Below are 15757 nucleotides of genomic sequence, written 5' to 3'. Positions count from 1 at the left end.
TAAAAATTATTTAATTTAATCCTTTTCTCTGTGAACTTTGTGACTCCGTAGTTTTTTCTCTGTAGAGCTGAAGTTAACACAGGGTTGACTTGAAGAAGGTAATTTAAGATATGAAAATTATTTTAAGCAGACCTGATTTCTATCATAAACTTAAACTTTAGTTTTCCTTAAATTAGTGATACTTCTAAAGATAGGATTATGAAAATTAAAAAGAATCCAAAAAAAGACCTCTCCAGGTATAGTCTTATCTTTTTTCAAATAGGACTTATCATATCCCTTTCGTTCTCACTTATAATGATAGAACGTAAAACTTACAGAAATGAACACACCGAAACAGAAGTCTTATATCTTAATTTAATAGAAAAAGAATCTGCACCTATAACAGAAATAAAAAATACTCCACCACCACCGCCTCCAGCCCCGCCGGCACCTGTTCCGGAGGCTATTAGAATTGTTGATAATGATTTAGACATACAGGAGGTGAACATACAATCTAGCGAAACCAACCAAAATGAGAGTGTAGAAGTGAAAGCAGCTTCAAACACAGGAGAAATTGTGGGCGTGGGAGAAGTGGAAGATGTAGAAGAGGAGATAGAAGACGTGCCCTTTTCGGTGATTGAAACCGTACCGGTGTTTCCTGGATGTGAGGGCCTGAATAGCAATGAAGAGCGAAAAGAATGCATGAACCGGAAAGTAAATGAATTTATGCATGAAAAATTTGATATGGATATCGCGAACGATTTAAAACTCAGTGGAACACATCGCGTATTTATAGGCTTTAAGATTGATCATACAGGATCTATCGTTGATATTGCTGCCAGGGCTCCTCACCCAAAATTAGAGGCTGAAGGTATAAGAGTTGTTGAAATGCTGCCAGACATGAAGCCTGGTGAACAGCGCGGTCGACCTGTGGGAGTATTATTTTCACTATCTATCATTATCAAAATAATAGAATAAATTCTTTTCATGTTAACTATTTGGCTTTTTCACCACAAAGTCACGGAGAACACAGAGAGTTGTTTTTTGGTTTTTTTATAATCCATTCGAGTTTTTAGCGCCTCTTTTTAATAAAATACTACGCAGGCAGGTTTTATGATTTTTTTTACCAGCCTTTGATTATACTCAGAGCAGGCTGAGACAAGGAGTTTAACTTTGTGACGCCGTGGTTATTTTCACCACAAAGTCACGGAGAACACAGAGAGTTGTTTTTTTTGGATTCTTTTATAATCCATTCGATTTTTTAGCGCCTCTGCTTAATAAAATACTACGCAGGCAGGTTTTAAGATTTTTTCTCCGCCATTCGGTTATAATCAGGGCAGGCTGTGATCCGTAGGACACAAAATTTTATTTGTAACTAAAAATTATTTAATTTAATCCTTTTCTCTGTGAACTTGGTGACTCCGTGGTTTTTTTCTCTGTAGAGATACAGTTAACACAGGGTTGACTTCAAGAAATTATAGTTTAAATTATGAAAGAGAACGAACTTGCTACCAAAATAATTGGAGCTGCCATAGAGGTTCATAAGCAACTTGGTCCAGGTCTTTTAGAAAGCACTTACGAAACCTGTCTAGCATTTGAGCTTAGACAGATAGGACTGGATGTGAATCAACAAATTGCACTACCTGTGATTTATAAGGATGTAAAGCTTAATGCAGGTTATAGAATAGATTTATTGGTCGAAAATAAGGTGATTATAGAAATAAAAAGTGTTGAAGCTTTGGCAGATATCCATACTGCTCAACTTTTGACTTATTTAAAATTGAAAGATTTAAAATTAGGCTTATTGATCAATTTTAATGAAGTGTTATTAAAAAATGGATTAAAAAGAGTGTTGAATGGATATTTGTAGTTTTTAGCTTATTTGGTTTTTTCACCACAAAGTCGCAGAGTTCGCAGTGTTTTTTAATGCGAGACTTCTTTGCGTTCTCAGCGCCTTTGCGGTTAATTTTAGTAACTAAGAGGTGAAGAACAGAAAGGTTGTGACTAAGAAATACTATTTTTGACTATGCTAAACCCTTTTGACGATACCTATTTTATGAAAAAAGCCCTGGAAGAAGCCCATTTGGCTTTGGAAAAAGGCGAAGTTCCTGTGGGGGCTGTCATTACGCATAAGAACCAAATCATCGCCAGAAGCCATAACCTTACCGAGCTTTTAGTGGACGTCACTGCTCATGCCGAAATGCAGGCGATCACTTCGGCAGCTAATTTTATAGGTGGTAAATACCTCAGAGATTGCACCATGTACGTCACTTTGGAGCCCTGCCAGATGTGTGCCGGGGCTTTGTACTGGAGTCAGTTGTCTCGACTGGTCTTTGCTGCCGAAGATGAAGTCCGTGGCTATAGAGCCATGCAGACAAAGCTTCATCCCAAAACCAAAGTAGATTTTGGGACGCTTAAAGAAGAAGCCTCCAAACTGCTCAAGGCCTTTTTTATACAGAAGCGGAATTTGAATTGAAACCCCATTTTTAAATTTAAAATTATCAAAAAATACTTCATTATTGTTGCGAATCGTTACGGTTCATCCGTAATTGAATTACGGTTTAACCGTACATTTTACCCTATCATTAAAAATATAACAGTTTAAGATATGATAGTTAATTTTTTTTTCTAGTTTAGAGTAACAATATAAAAATCATGTCAATGTTCTTCTAATTTTTAAAAAAGGAAATGCTTCTCCGAAGAAAAGCATTTCACAAACCAAGCATGAAAAGATCCATACTCGCTCACGCTACAAGTATATTCATTTTTCATGAGATCTTTACTTAGGTTTTGACCTATGTTCAATAATCTGGCAAGATTTAAACTTGCAACATATAATTCTTAAATTTAAATATCATGAAAACTTTATTAATTTCATTTTTGATGTTACCCTTATTGACTCTGAACTCTATTTCATCTGAAGAAACTTCTATTGAAGCTTTAGGTGGTAACCAATGCTCGGCTTATGTAGATTGTGACGGAGATGGTAATCCTGAATATGATATGCCTGTAGACTGTGAGTTTGCAGCTGAGCTTCGAGATCAATTTGAAGATTCATGTCAGTAAATTTTAGTACTATGGCTGGAGTTTGAGACTCCAGCCTTAATCTTAGTAATATGAAATATTTTTTAATTTTTATCTGTTTAACTAGTCTAAATGTTTTATCCCAAACTGGTATAGTCAATTATGGCGAAATCCAAAGTATGAGAATGGGAGAATCTATTGGACCAGATTATAAAGCCATGTTGGTGTTTAATAAAGATAACTCTCTATATGTGACAAGAAAAGACTCTTTAGAAGGAGGACATATTCGTGAACAAAAATCATATTTTAATAGTTCTGGTAATGGTCATTATATGACAGTTGTTACCAATCCTGATGGCTTTCAATATTATTATAAGCCAAAAAAGAAGATTTTATATTCTCGAGATTTAGGGTTTCAATACGTTAAGGATACGACAATAAATATTCCTTGGGATATACAAAAAGAAACCAAAATGATAGGGATTTATAAAGTTCAAAAAGCAACCGCTCACTTTAGAGGGCGAGATTACACAGCTTGGTTTACATCACAAATTCCCTTACCTTATGGTCCTTGGAAATTAGTAGGTTTACCAGGTTTAATTTTGGAAGCTTATGATACCAATAAAGAAATCTACTGGTATTTCAAAAATATAGAATATCCTACTAAACACTCTCATTTGCTTCAACCAATAGACAACCCAAATTCATCTTGGATATCATTTGAAAGCTTTAAAGAAAACCAAATTAAATCCTTTCTTGATGCTAGAATGGGAGGAAGAATGGTTGCAGAAAATATAGGTATATCGAGCGGAGAATCGAAAATTTTAAAAACAAATTATTTTATAGAAGTTTTTGAAATCAAAAAAAAGTAGTCAATAAAGTTTAATATGTTAAAGCCTAAAACAATTAAACTATGTATTTAGTTTATTATTAGCTTTATGTAAAATCTATTTTATGAAAGCTTTAATTCTACTTATAGTTTCAAGTGCAGTGTTGTTCTGTCATAACATTAACGCCCAAACAGGCATCGTAAACTACGGTGAAGTTCAAAGTATGGAAATGGGAGCTCCTATTGGACCAGATTATAAGGCCATGCTAGTGTTTGATAAAATTAATTCTCTTTATGTGACAAGAAAAGATTCCTTAGAGGGAGGGCATATCCGCGAGCAAAAATCATATCAAGCTTCTCCTGAACAAGGCTTTTCTATTACTGTTGTGACTAATCCTGAAGGCTTTCAATACTATTACAATCTTAAAGAAAAGGTTTTATATTCTCGAGACTTAGGATTTCGATATGTCAAGGATAAGACCATAGATATATCATGGGACATCACAGATGAAACAAAAAAAATTGGAACCTATGAAGTCCAAAAAGCAACGGCTCATTTTAGAGGGCGAGATTATACCGCTTGGTTTACATCAGAAATTCCTCTGCCCTACGGCCCATGGAAGTTAGTAGGCTTACCAGGTTTAATCTTGGAAGCTTATGATACTGATAAAGAAATCTACTGGTATTTTAAAAACATAGAGTACCCAACTGAGAATTCTTACCTCCTGAAACCTATAGACAATCCGAACTCTTCCTGGATTTCATTTGAAGAACTTAAAGAAAGGCAAATCAAATCTTTTATTGATGCAAGATATGGTGGTAGGGTGATTGCAGAAAATATGGGAGTATCTGGTTCAGAATCAAAGGTTTTGAAAACAGATAGTTATATAGAAGTCTATGAAATTAAGGAATAATATTAGCTAACTAACTTAATAATCAAAATCCAATTACTTGAAAATCTTTCGTTTTGTCCTTCTTCTTGTTTGCTTTATTGTATCTGCTATAAGTTATGCCCAAGAGTTTAAAATAAAAGGTCAAATCCTAGAAAAGGAAACTAAGATACCGCTAGAAGGATCTAGTATCGTTATAAGTTCACCCACCAAAACTATTTTAGATTACACTTATTCTAAAGAAGAAGGACTGTATGAATTAGCAGTAGACTCAAAGGCTGATTCACTTTACGTCAAAGTGAGTAGTTTTGGTTATGAGTCGCAGGAAATCATTATTCCTAATACTAAGTCTACTATCAATCAAGATTTTGAACTCATACCTAAAGTAGAGCAACTCAATACAGTCGTTCTGGAAACTGAAGAAAAAATAAAAGTCAATAGAGATACTGTAGCGTATCGGGTATCTGCTTTCACAGATCAGACGGAGCAAACCGTGGAAGATGTTTTACAAAATTTGCCGGGTATTGAAATTGATGAGGATGGGAACATCAAAGCCCAAGGCAAGAATATTCAAAAAATACTGATAGAGGGAGATGATCTTGCCGATAGAAATTACAAAGTGATTTCCAAAAATCTGGATGCCGACGTGCTAAGCAAAGTGGAAGTCATCAACAACTATAGTGAAAATCCAGTCTTGAAACAATTTCTGGATAGCGAAACCGTGGTGCTCAACTTAAAGCTAAAAGACAAAGCCAAATCTATTTGGTTTGGAGCTGCTAAAGCTGGATTAGGAAATGAAAGCCGCTATGAAGCGGATCTTAACCTTGGATTAATTAGGCCAGAAATCAAGTTTCTGGATTTAGGAAACCTCAACTCCATAGGTAAGCCTGCTGGAGAACAGTTAGATAATTATGTATATCAGCAAATGGGGTTCAATGATTTTGATGAAAACTTCAGCCTGGATCAAAACTCATATCTGAACTTGAGGACAAGCTCTATATTAATCGACGATAAGTTTTATGTCGAGAACCAAAGTCTATCCAACAATTTATTAGCTAATAAAACCATTTGGGGCGAGAGCAAGCTAAGGAATTCTTTGTTTGTCACCACAGATCAGCTGAACAGTGATTATAGGAATAGGGTTTCTTATTTTCTGCCAGATGGTGATATTGATTTTCAGGAAGATAATGCCTTTGACACCCAAAACTTAAATCTAAAGAATGATTTTGAAATTAAACATTCTATAGATGAAGACCATTTCATCACGTTTCAAACCGATGTGTCAGCGACCAATTCTGATGTGAGTCATGAGTTGCTTTTTAATTCTAATGAAAGCATTGCTCAGGTTTTGGATGAGCGCAACTTAAGTTTATCAACCAATATTCATCTCACCAAGAAAATCAAGAACGGAGCGCTAAGCTTTTACGGGTTTATGGGTTTTAATCAAGATCGGCAAAAATTCAATATCTCACCAAACACCATTGCTGAAGAAGAGAATTCCAACCAACTTCAAACCAAAATAAAAGACAATAGGGTTTATCAAGGTTTGGAAGGCAGTTCCATTTTTCAGTTTAACGAACTCAGTTTTGCTGTAAAGCTAGGGGTTTTAAATCAAGAACGAGAGTTTAATTACAGCGCTTTAGACCTAGAAAATGGCTTAGGTTCTTCTGAAATCGATAGTCTAGCAGGATCAAATTCAGAAGCAAGATTCAAATCTTTTGTAAATTTTAAAACACAATACCATTTTATTCCCGATCGATTGATTGCTGAAGCGGATGTAGAATTGTCTAACTTGAACATGCGAACAAATGTGGATTCCAGAAGTTTTCTTTTTCTTAATCCTAATGTTACTCTTCGTCTTAGAAAAACAAAAGTTGGCAGTTTTTCTTTGCGTTACAAACGAATTAATGAGCTTCCAAGTTTAACCGACCTTAACCAGAATTTTATTGTGCAAGATTATAGAAGCTTAGTTCTGGGTGTCAATAGGCTTGAGCAATTGACTAGAAACCAATATTCATTCAATTATATCTTTTCAAAACCTAAAAAACGAATTCTTATTGAGGCTGGTATATCTTATTCAGATTATGAACAACAGTTATCTGCCGATAAACTGCTAAGTGAAAGACTCAGTTTATCACAACGCCAATTTATACCTGGAGGAAGTTTATTGACTGGAAGACTTGGTTTTACCACGTTTTTAAAGTTTATAGATGCCACATTGAAGCTGGGGTATACCAAAACCAGATTTGAAAATCCGTTTGTTTTGAATGATGAATTATTTAAAGTGACCAATGAGAGTGATAATTACTATTTCCGAGGGACAACGTATTGGGATGGAATCTTAAATTTTAAGTTTTCTGGAAGTTTAAATTCTAATTCTGGAGGTATTGGAAACTCTTCAAATGCTAATGACATTTATAATGCTAAACTAGAGACTGTCCTGAAACTCTACGATAGGCTTTTCGGGAATTTCAAGAATGAAATTTATGATGTGAATTCTGAAGTTTATCAAACCAGTAGCTTTAATTTAGAATATCGACCGAAGCAAAAATCTTATGTATTTGGAATCGATGCTCAGAATATATTCAATACAAAGAATTATACCTTTAGTTCCATCACGAACTTTCAAAGAGGAGATTTGGTGTATAGAGCTGTCCCCCGTTTTTTTGTAGGGTATGTGAAGTTTAGGTTTTAAGTTCAGCACCTAAATCAATAGTAGCTCCGCTAAGAATCGAACTTAGATCTAAAGTTTAGGAAACTTTTGTTCTATCCATTGAACTACGGAGCCTATTATCATATTATTCATCCTTGTCCTTAGGACGATCTTCATACCAGTCCCTAAAGGTCTTATCGGTCTGGTAATCGTCGGTGAGCACCTTATACACGGCAAACACAAGCGTAGCCTGTCCTAAAACAGTAAGGTAAAACACCCAGGAAAATGCCATGTCAAGTGCTGCAAAGATAGTGACAAGAATCAGAATTAAGGTGGTGAGAATCAATAAAGGTATGCCGGGATTTTTCATTTTTTATTTTAAACTTAAATAAAATACACCTATGCTCCTGATAAAGAGGTATTAAAATAATCTTATTTATTCAGTAAGAGTCACTTCGCCAGAATCGGTTTTTTTTTGATAAGATACAAATAGACCGGAAAGTGATCGCTATAGCCTCCAGTGAATCCGCCATCGGCAAAGGCCCGGTAAGGATAACCTTTGAAGCGGCCTTTTGGGTTTTGTAAATAAAAGGGATTGAAAATATGAGCCTGGTAAAGCCTGTACGTGCTGTAGTTTTCAGTATTAATTAAAGGTTTGGTGACTAGCATCATATCGAAAAGGTCCCAGGTATCCATCCAGGCAATGCTTCCTACGCCTTTTTTGTAAAGCTTTTCGAAAGGATTGTAAAGGTCGGTGAGATTGACATCGTCGGCATGCGCTTTACCTTCCAGCACTTCTTTTATGCTTTCATTGTAAGGCCCGTCATTAAAATCACCCATGATCATGAGTTTAGCATAGGGATTTTGTATTTGAATAGAATCTTTTAGGGTTTTGGTAAGTCTGGCTGCTTCTACTCTAAAAGGCCTGCTTCTCTTTTCACCCCCGCTTCTGGATGGCCAGTGATTCACGATAAAATGCATGTCTTCGCCGTCCAGTTTGCCTTTGACGTGAAGCTGATCTCGGGTATATTTACGTTTACCGCTGTCGGTCTCACTGAATAAAATGAGTTCGTGGGCTTTGGAATAGGAAGGGCGAAAGAGGTTTTTTTGATAAAGTAAAGCTACGTCTATGCTTCTGGCATCTGGTGAGTTATAATGAATGATCCCATAATCGTAAGCAGATAAATGCTTGTCGTTTACCAGGTCTTGTAAGACCTTGAAATTTTCAATTTCACAAACCCCGATTACCGCCGGTGGCATGCCTGTAACCTCAGTGCCTATATCGGCAATCACTTTAGCCATATTGGCAACTTTCTTTTGATAAATAGCCTCGCGTTCTCCCTCAGAAATCTCCATAATGGGTGAGGATTCATCAAATTTATTTGGATCGTCTTCGGTGTCAAACAGATTTTCTAAATTATAAAACGCAACAGTCGTGATGAGGAATTCGTCGGCTTTCTGTGAGGCAGAGCTTGTTTTCCGGGCAGAATGACAACCCGTCAATACCAGCAGAAAACTTATCAAAAATACCAGTGGCTTTAAACCTGATCTCATCCCAATCCTGTTTGTGAGAATTTTTTTTGAATGCCTAAGATACAACTTATCTATTATTTAAATATCTTAGTAGTATTCAAGCATTTGATAATCAGGGTGATATGATAAGGTTTGGGCAAATATTTGTGATATTAGTGTCGATGCTAATTAGCTTTGAGTTTTATGCTCAAACCACAGATATTGTTGGGATCATCTTAGATATAGATACCGAAGAGCCACTTCCGGGAACCCGGATTTCTATAGGAGGAACCGGGATTGAAGTCCTTACCGATGCGCAGGGTAAATTTTCCTTTGTCAACCAGGAATTGCCCTTGGGAGAACAAATTTTAGGAGTCCAGCGAAACAATTACGAGTCAAAGCGGTATCCGGTGATTATTGAACAGGGACAAATACTCAATCTTGGCGAGTTGTTTCTGGAAGTCGATATCAGTGAAGTCAACCGGCAAATAGGAACCATTTCTTTGTCTGAAGATGAACTCGACGGAGAAGATGCCTCTTCTTTCAATATTTCAGGTCTTCTGGCGGCATCTCAGGATACGTATTTACGGGCGGCCGCTTTCGATTTCAGCGCCGCCTTTTTTAACCCGCGAGGTCTGGATAATGCCAGCGGGAAACTCCTGATCAATGGTATTGAAATGAACAAACAATTCACCGGAAGACCCAACTGGGCCAACTGGGGAGGACTTAACGACGTGCAGAGGAATCGGGTGTTTTCGATGAGTACATCCGCAAGCGATTATACCATAGGAGATGTAGCCGGGGTGTCCAACATTATCATGAGAGCTTCCAAAATGCGAAAAGGCGGCCGTGTGTCCTATGCGAGTTCCAACAGGAGCTACCAGGGCAGGGTCATGGCAAGTTATAATACTGGCCTGATGAATGGCGGGTGGTCGTATTCGTTGCTGTTATCCAGGCGGTTTGGCGAAGAAGGCTTTAGAGAAGGAACCCTGTACGATGCCAATTCCATAGCACTTTCCGTAGAAAAACGCATCACCGATAAACACAGTTTAAACTTTACCGGGTTTTATGCGCCCAACCGACGAGGGATGGGTACCCCGGTCACTCAGGAGGTCGTGGATTTAAAAGGCATTGAATACAACCCGAACTGGGGGCTGTTGAACGGCGTTCAAAGGAATTCCAGAATCCGAAAAACCGAGGAACCTGTTTTGATGCTGAACCATTACTGGGATATAAGCGACAGGCTTACGCTCAATACCAATATCGGTTACCAGTTTGGCTTCTCTTCCACAACCAGAATCGATAATGGAGGAACACGGCTTTTTGAAGACCCGGCTACCGGGGAACAGGTTTTCCTGGGAGGCGCCCGAAATCCGTCACCCATTTATTATCAAAACTTGCCGAGTTATTATTTGAGAAACCCAAATCCTTCACCCTTCGATTATCAAAGTGCCTATCTGGCTCAAAGAGAATTTCAGGCGGACGGGCAGTTCCCCTGGACGGAACTTTATTTTGCCAACTACTTAAATCAGTCCAGAGGTGGGAATTCTACCTATGCGCTTCAGTCTGATAGGGTAGAGGATAAAATGTTTTTGGCTAACTCGATTTTAGATTATAAAGTAAAAGACAATATCACCATCAATACCCGACTCAACTACAGAAGTCTGGAAAGCGAAAACTTTGCCCAGATGGAAGATCTTCTTGGTGGAGAACGCTTTCTTGATGTCGACTTCTTTGCGGAGGAAACAGATTTACTCTCAGGTTTGGGGTCAGATTTGGCCCAATCCAACTTAAGAACTCCCAACCGGAAGGTGCAGGTGGGAGACCGCTATAAATACAATTACAAAATCCATGCTGAAGTCATGGATGCCTTTGCTCAGGTACAGTTTCAATTTAGAAGACTTGACGTTTATACGGGTCTGAGTTTTGGGAAAACAAGCTACCAGCGCACAGGACTTTATGAGAATGGATTTTTCCCGGGGGACAGGTCTTTTGGGCCTGGAGAAAAACTGGATTTTACCACCTATGCGCTTAAGGCAGGATCGACATACAGATGGTCCGGGCGTCATATATTCACCTTAAATGCAGCCTATTTCCAGAACGCACCAAACCTCCGAAATTCTTATAGCAATGCCAGGCAAAACGGGGATACGGTGGACGGTATTTCAGAAGTGAAAATCCAGTCAGCAGATCTTAGTTATATCTATAAGTCCCCCGTTTTAAGCGCCCGTCTTACGGGCTTTTACGCCAGCTTTCAGGATGAAACCAGTGTAGGCTTTTATTATACGGAGGAGCTGACAGGCCTGCCCTCGGCCAATAATCAAAACAATGCCTTTGTACAGGAAGTGATGACGGGGATGGACAGGTTGCATTACGGGCTTGAGTTTGGTGTGGAAGCCCAGGTTTTACCAACTTTAAAACTCAAAACGGCGGGTTCATTCGGGCAGTATGTCTATACTTCCAATCCAGAGCTTTATTTGACCAGTCAAAACTTTCCGGATATGCAGCTGAGGTTTGGGGACGGAAAAACAGACATGAAAGGCCTGAGAGTTCCGGGAGGACCAGAGCGTGTGTTTCAAGTAGGATTTGAATACAGAGATCCCAGCTACTGGAATCTTGGCGTGACCCTCAATCACTTTTCTCACGCTTTTATAAGTCCAGGGGCCTTGTTAAGATCAGATAATTTTGCCCTGGATACCGACGGGATTATCTATAACGACTACGATGAAGAGCTGGCAGGCGAAATTTTAAAACAAGAACGGTTTGAGGCGTATAGGCTTGTCAACGTCATTGCCGGGAAGTCCTGGAGAGTCGACCAGTATTATATTGGATTTTTCGGAGTCATCAATAATATACTCGATCAGGCGTATAAAACCGGAGGCTTTGAGCAATCCAGAACCAGCAATTTTAGAAGTCGAGGCGAAGACCTCAGCAGGGAAAACGGAGCATTATTCGGTAACCGCTATTTCTTCGGCTTTGGAACGACCTATTATTTGAGTGCTTATATACGATTTTAAAAAACTTAAAACTAAAGCGATGTACATTTTAAATCAACACCCGGCCTTCTTCTTCCTCGGTTTAGGGATGCTTTTAGCCTTCAGCTCGTGTGTGGAAGATGATGATTTTAGCGCCCCCGAGTTTGAGCAGACGCCACCTGAAATAGAAGGAAATAAAGTGAGTCTTTCTGTGTTAAAAGGCATTTTGGCACAGAATGATAACGGGCCTTACACTTTTGAAGATACTCAGGATTATGTGGAAGCCTATGTGATTTCAAGCGATGAATCCGGCAATTTCTTCAGGGAACTCATCGTCCAGGATAAACCGGAAAATCCAACCTACGGCATAGGGGTTCAGGTGGATAAGAATCCGCTTTTTACCAAATATGATTTTGGAAGAAAGGTGTATATCAGGCTGGAAGGGCTTTCGGTAGGTAAACGGGAGGGCAGCGAACCAAGACTGGGCATTGTGAATGGCATCGATATTGGAAGAATTCCGGAAGCCCTGGTCGAAGAGGTGATCCTAAGAGATACAATCGTGGCAGAAATCATCCCCCTGCAAAGACAGCTTTCAGACTTATCCTTTTCAGAGGTGAATACCTATGTAGAACTTATGGATGTCCAATTTTCAAAAATTTATTTTTCAGAAAATTCATCAGCTACTTATGCGGCTGGAACCGAAGATAGTTTTGACGGGGAGCGCATTTTAGAAAGCTGCGCAAGTGCTTATAAACTGATTTTTAGCACCAGTACCTTTGCCGATTTTAAGACCCTGAGTCTGCCCTCGGGCTCTGGTTCTGTGCAGGGGGTTTTAACACGGGATTTCCGTGGAGATTTTTTTACGTTTTATATCAACTCGCCGGAAGCTGTGGATATGACCGGGGAAAGATGCGATCCGCTCGTGTTTTCCTGTGGCTTAGCGGCCTCTCCGGCGTCCAGCCCGTTCATCGCTGTGGACTTTGAAGATCAAAGAACCAACAGACCCATCGCTATTCCTGGCTGGACCAATTATATCGAGGCCGGAACTGAAGCCTGGGAAGCTTATTCTTCACGAAGTGACAGCAGTAACCCTTCACTGGGCATTTCTGCAAGAGTAAGGTCTGAAAATTCCGGGGATGCCCATACGATTTCCTGGTTAATCACTCCTGAAATTCCTGTCGAAACCAACTCCAAAATCACCTTGGAATTCAAAACCTCCAACAGTTTTGCGGATGCCAGTTTTATGGAGGTCCTCTATTCTGTGAATTGGGATGGAACCGAAGAAGGCATCTCCAGTGCAGAGTGGGGTAATGTTCAGGATGCATTTATCGTTTCAGACGAGCAGTTTTTTGGAGACTGGGTAAGCTCCGGCCTTGTGGATATGTCCTGTTTTGACGGGAATGGTCACATCGCTTTCAGATACACGGGCAAAGAAACCGAAGACGGCGAGTTTAACGGGGTTTATGAATTAGATGATATCGCAATTCATGTGGAGTAAAATTTTTTTTTATTCTGAATTTGCCTCCGTTAGCTTGTGTGCTCATAGATACATTTCTTCACGCTCTTTCTTAACTTGATGCGGATGTTCGGATCTAGCTGGCCTGGTTGATATCAACTCCAATTGAAATGAGAGCTAACCTGAATTCAATAAGACAGAAGCAAAAAGGCACAGATGGGGGATCAAGATTTTTGACTATAAGACCTTCGATGGTCTGAAAGTCCCCTCCAAAATGACCTCCACCTGGAAACTCGAGCAGGGGGACTGGACCTGGTTGAAATTGGAAGTGACCGATATACAGTATAACGGGAATGGGAGTCGCTAGAATTCACTTTGATAACATGCATCTTTCTTAGCTTAGAGTTGTGATCTTAATTATTTAAGCAGGATCTCCATGTTATTCCCTAAGTTGGAAGCAAGACGATCTCGCGTTTATACTTCATATTTTGCTACATTTGAAAAATCAATTTTAGCCAGTGAATATCTACAAAAAGCTTTTTCAACAAACCTTCATTTATGGATTAGCGACGGTTTTACCTAGAATGATGAGTTTCTTACTGGTGCCTATTCATACTGAATATCTTTCTGATGAATCCATTTATGGCGAAATCTCTGTGATTTTTGCCTATTTCGTGCTGTTCAATGTGGTGTTGTCCTATGGTATGGAGACTGCGTTTTTCAGATTCTTCAACATTAAAGAATCAAAAAACCAGGTCATGTCCACTTCGGCATGGTCAATAGTCATTTCTACATTGGTTTTTCTCGGTCTTGGAATTGGATTTCAAAATCAAATTTCAGTATGGGTTCAGATTCCTGTAGAATACATCAAACTGATGATTTGGATTTTAGCTCTGGATGCTTTTGTGATTATACCATTCGCATACCTGCGTGCGCTTGGTAAGCCTAAAAAATATGCTATTATTAAATTCATCAATGTTTTCATCAATGTTTTACTGAATTTCTTTTTCCTGGCCTGGCTTGTAGAATGGCAGTCTGGTTCCGGTGTTTTAAAAGAAATTTATGTTCCAAACTTCCAAATCAACTATGTATTTATTGCCAACATTGTGGCTAGTGCAGCAACTCTGGTGTTGTTATTACCGTTTTATTTTAAGTTGAAATTTACGTTCAATGTCCCGCTTTGGAAAAAAATGATGAGATATGGAATTCCCGTACTTATTGCGGGTGTGGCTTTTTCTATCAACGAGGTTTTTGATAGAATTTTGCTGAAATACCTTTTGCCGTCAGATATCGCCGAAGCTCAAATTGGTGTGTATTCGGCTTGTTATAAGCTGGCTGTTTTTATGACCTTATTTGCCACTGCTTTTCGATTGGGGATAGAACCTTTCTTTTTTAGTCACGCCAAAACCAAAAACCCGCAAAAGGCTTATGCTTTGATTACTAAATATTTTGTAATTACAGGAAGCTTGATCTTTTTAGGAGTCATCACCTTTATAGAACCTTTAAAATTATTACTTGTAAGGGACGATGCATATTATGAGGCTTTAGATATTGTTCCTATTATTCTTTTAGCCAACTTGTGCTTAGGGATATATCATAACCTGTCAGTATGGTATAAAATAACAGATAGAACAAGGTTTGGAGCCTATATTTCTGTTGTGGGTGCCATTATTACTTTAGCGGTGAACTTTATTTTAATTCCAATTATAGGCTATTATGGTTCTGCCATAGCAACCCTTTTGGCATATTTCACGATGATGACTTTGTCTTATATTCTAAGTAAAAAGTATTATCCTATTCCGTTTCAGGCCAATAAACTTATGTTATATCTATTAGTATCAACGGTATTGGGTAGCATAACATTTTATTATTTTGCAGAAAACTATATATTCGGCATTCTAAGTATTTTGATGTTGACAAGTTGGATGTATGCCAACGAACATAAAGAAATCAAAAGCCTGCTGAAATCATAAACGAAATAAACCCATGAAAGTAAATATCATTAACCGTTCGGGATTCGATTTGCCTCAGTATGAAACCTCACTGTCTGCTGGCGTAGACCTCAAAGCACATATCGATGAACCTATACATCTGGAAAGTCTGGAGCGTTGCCTGGTCAAAACAGGTTTGTTTTTGGAACTTCCTGTCGGTGTAGAAGCTCAGGTAAGGCCACGAAGTGGTCTGGCCCTCAAAAAAGGAATTACAGTACTTAACTCGCCTGGAACCATCGATGCCGATTACAGGGGCGAAGTGGGCGTGATTCTTATCAATTTATCCAAAGACACCTTCACTATAAATCCAGGTGATCGTATTGCTCAGTTGATATTTGCAAAACACGAACAAGCCGATTTTAATGAAGTCGAAATCCTGTCCGAAACCGATAGAGGCGGAGGCGGATTTGGAAGTACAGGGAAAAACTAATGGATTCGAAATTACTTT

At 38.8% G+C, this 15757-nt stretch carries 13 protein-coding genes, 1 tRNA gene and 1 pseudogene; 12 read left to right on the top strand and 3 right to left on the bottom strand.

Annotation, left to right across the window (positions count from 1 at the left end):
- The first annotated feature begins 198 nt into the window (after window positions 1-198).
- From BLP81_RS08470 to BLP81_RS08440, 7 genes are all read left to right on the top strand, one after another.
- Window positions 199-957: an energy transducer TonB gene (locus BLP81_RS08470; RefSeq protein WP_093368022.1), complete on the top strand. Its 759-nt coding sequence runs from the start codon at window positions 199-201 to the stop codon at window positions 955-957.
- Between the two features lie 511 nt (window positions 958-1468).
- Entirely contained in the window at window positions 1469-1849 is a 381-nt protein-coding gene (locus tag BLP81_RS08465; protein WP_093368021.1) for a GxxExxY protein, read from the top strand.
- Between the two features lie 156 nt (window positions 1850-2005).
- Window positions 2006-2455: a nucleoside deaminase gene (locus BLP81_RS08460; protein ID WP_093368020.1), complete on the top strand. Its 450-nt coding sequence runs from the start codon at window positions 2006-2008 to the stop codon at window positions 2453-2455.
- Between the two features lie 380 nt (window positions 2456-2835).
- Window positions 2836-3045 carry a hypothetical protein gene (locus BLP81_RS08455; protein ID WP_093368019.1) on the top strand — a complete coding sequence of 70 codons (210 nt, stop codon included), beginning with the start codon at window positions 2836-2838 and terminating at the stop codon, window positions 3043-3045.
- A gap of 50 nt (window positions 3046-3095) precedes the next feature.
- Window positions 3096-3875 (top strand): GLPGLI family protein, encoded by a 780-nt coding sequence (locus BLP81_RS08450; RefSeq protein WP_093368018.1) that lies wholly within the window; start codon window positions 3096-3098, stop codon window positions 3873-3875.
- Between the two features lie 82 nt (window positions 3876-3957).
- On the top strand, window positions 3958-4746 hold the full coding sequence (locus tag BLP81_RS08445; protein WP_093368017.1) for a GLPGLI family protein: 789 nt from the start codon (window positions 3958-3960) through the stop codon (window positions 4744-4746).
- A 37-nt stretch (window positions 4747-4783) separates the two neighbouring features.
- A complete protein-coding gene (locus BLP81_RS08440; RefSeq protein ID WP_093368016.1) occupies window positions 4784-7417 on the top strand; it encodes a carboxypeptidase-like regulatory domain-containing protein in 2634 nt (877 codons plus the stop codon).
- A 21-nt stretch (window positions 7418-7438) separates the two neighbouring features.
- Here BLP81_RS08440 and BLP81_RS08435 read toward each other — a convergent pair.
- From BLP81_RS08435 to BLP81_RS08425, 3 genes are all read right to left on the bottom strand, one after another.
- Window positions 7439-7510, bottom strand: a tRNA-Arg gene (locus BLP81_RS08435).
- A 10-nt stretch (window positions 7511-7520) separates the two neighbouring features.
- The gene (locus BLP81_RS08430) at window positions 7521-7745 is read right to left on the bottom strand and encodes a hypothetical protein (RefSeq protein ID WP_093368015.1); all 225 of its coding nucleotides are present in this window, start codon (window positions 7743-7745) and stop codon (window positions 7521-7523) included.
- An 80-nt stretch (window positions 7746-7825) separates the two neighbouring features.
- The gene (locus tag BLP81_RS08425; RefSeq protein ID WP_093368014.1) at window positions 7826-8929 is read right to left on the bottom strand and encodes an endonuclease/exonuclease/phosphatase family protein; all 1104 of its coding nucleotides are present in this window, start codon (window positions 8927-8929) and stop codon (window positions 7826-7828) included.
- Window positions 8930-9069: 140 nt separating this feature from the next.
- Here BLP81_RS08425 and BLP81_RS08420 point away from each other — a divergent pair, with 140 nt between their 5' ends.
- The 5 genes and pseudogenes from BLP81_RS08420 to dut all read left to right on the top strand — a co-directional run bounded on the left by BLP81_RS08420 (window position 9070) and on the right by dut (window position 15739).
- Window positions 9070-11904: a TonB-dependent receptor gene (locus BLP81_RS08420; protein ID WP_093368013.1), complete on the top strand. Its 2835-nt coding sequence runs from the start codon at window positions 9070-9072 to the stop codon at window positions 11902-11904.
- A 19-nt stretch (window positions 11905-11923) separates the two neighbouring features.
- Window positions 11924-13360: a DUF5689 domain-containing protein gene (locus tag BLP81_RS08415; RefSeq protein ID WP_093368012.1), complete on the top strand. Its 1437-nt coding sequence runs from the start codon at window positions 11924-11926 to the stop codon at window positions 13358-13360.
- Between the two features lie 163 nt (window positions 13361-13523).
- Window positions 13524-13685 (top strand): annotated as a pseudogene (locus BLP81_RS13785) (DUF6920 family protein); the annotation flags it as partial.
- 151 nt (window positions 13686-13836) lie between these two features.
- On the top strand, window positions 13837-15291 hold the full coding sequence (locus BLP81_RS08410; protein WP_093368011.1) for a lipopolysaccharide biosynthesis protein: 1455 nt from the start codon (window positions 13837-13839) through the stop codon (window positions 15289-15291).
- 13 nt (window positions 15292-15304) lie between these two features.
- Window positions 15305-15739 (top strand): dUTP diphosphatase, encoded by a 435-nt coding sequence (gene dut / locus BLP81_RS08405; RefSeq protein WP_093368010.1) that lies wholly within the window; start codon window positions 15305-15307, stop codon window positions 15737-15739.
- Window positions 15740-15757 lie beyond the last annotated feature (18 nt).

Origin of the sequence: Psychroflexus sediminis (assembly GCF_900099815.1) — a bacterium.
Taxonomy (GTDB): Bacteria; Bacteroidota; Bacteroidia; order Flavobacteriales; family Flavobacteriaceae; genus Psychroflexus; species Psychroflexus sediminis.
Note: the sequence above shows the minus strand (reverse complement) of the source record. Positions and strands in the feature narration are given on the sequence as shown.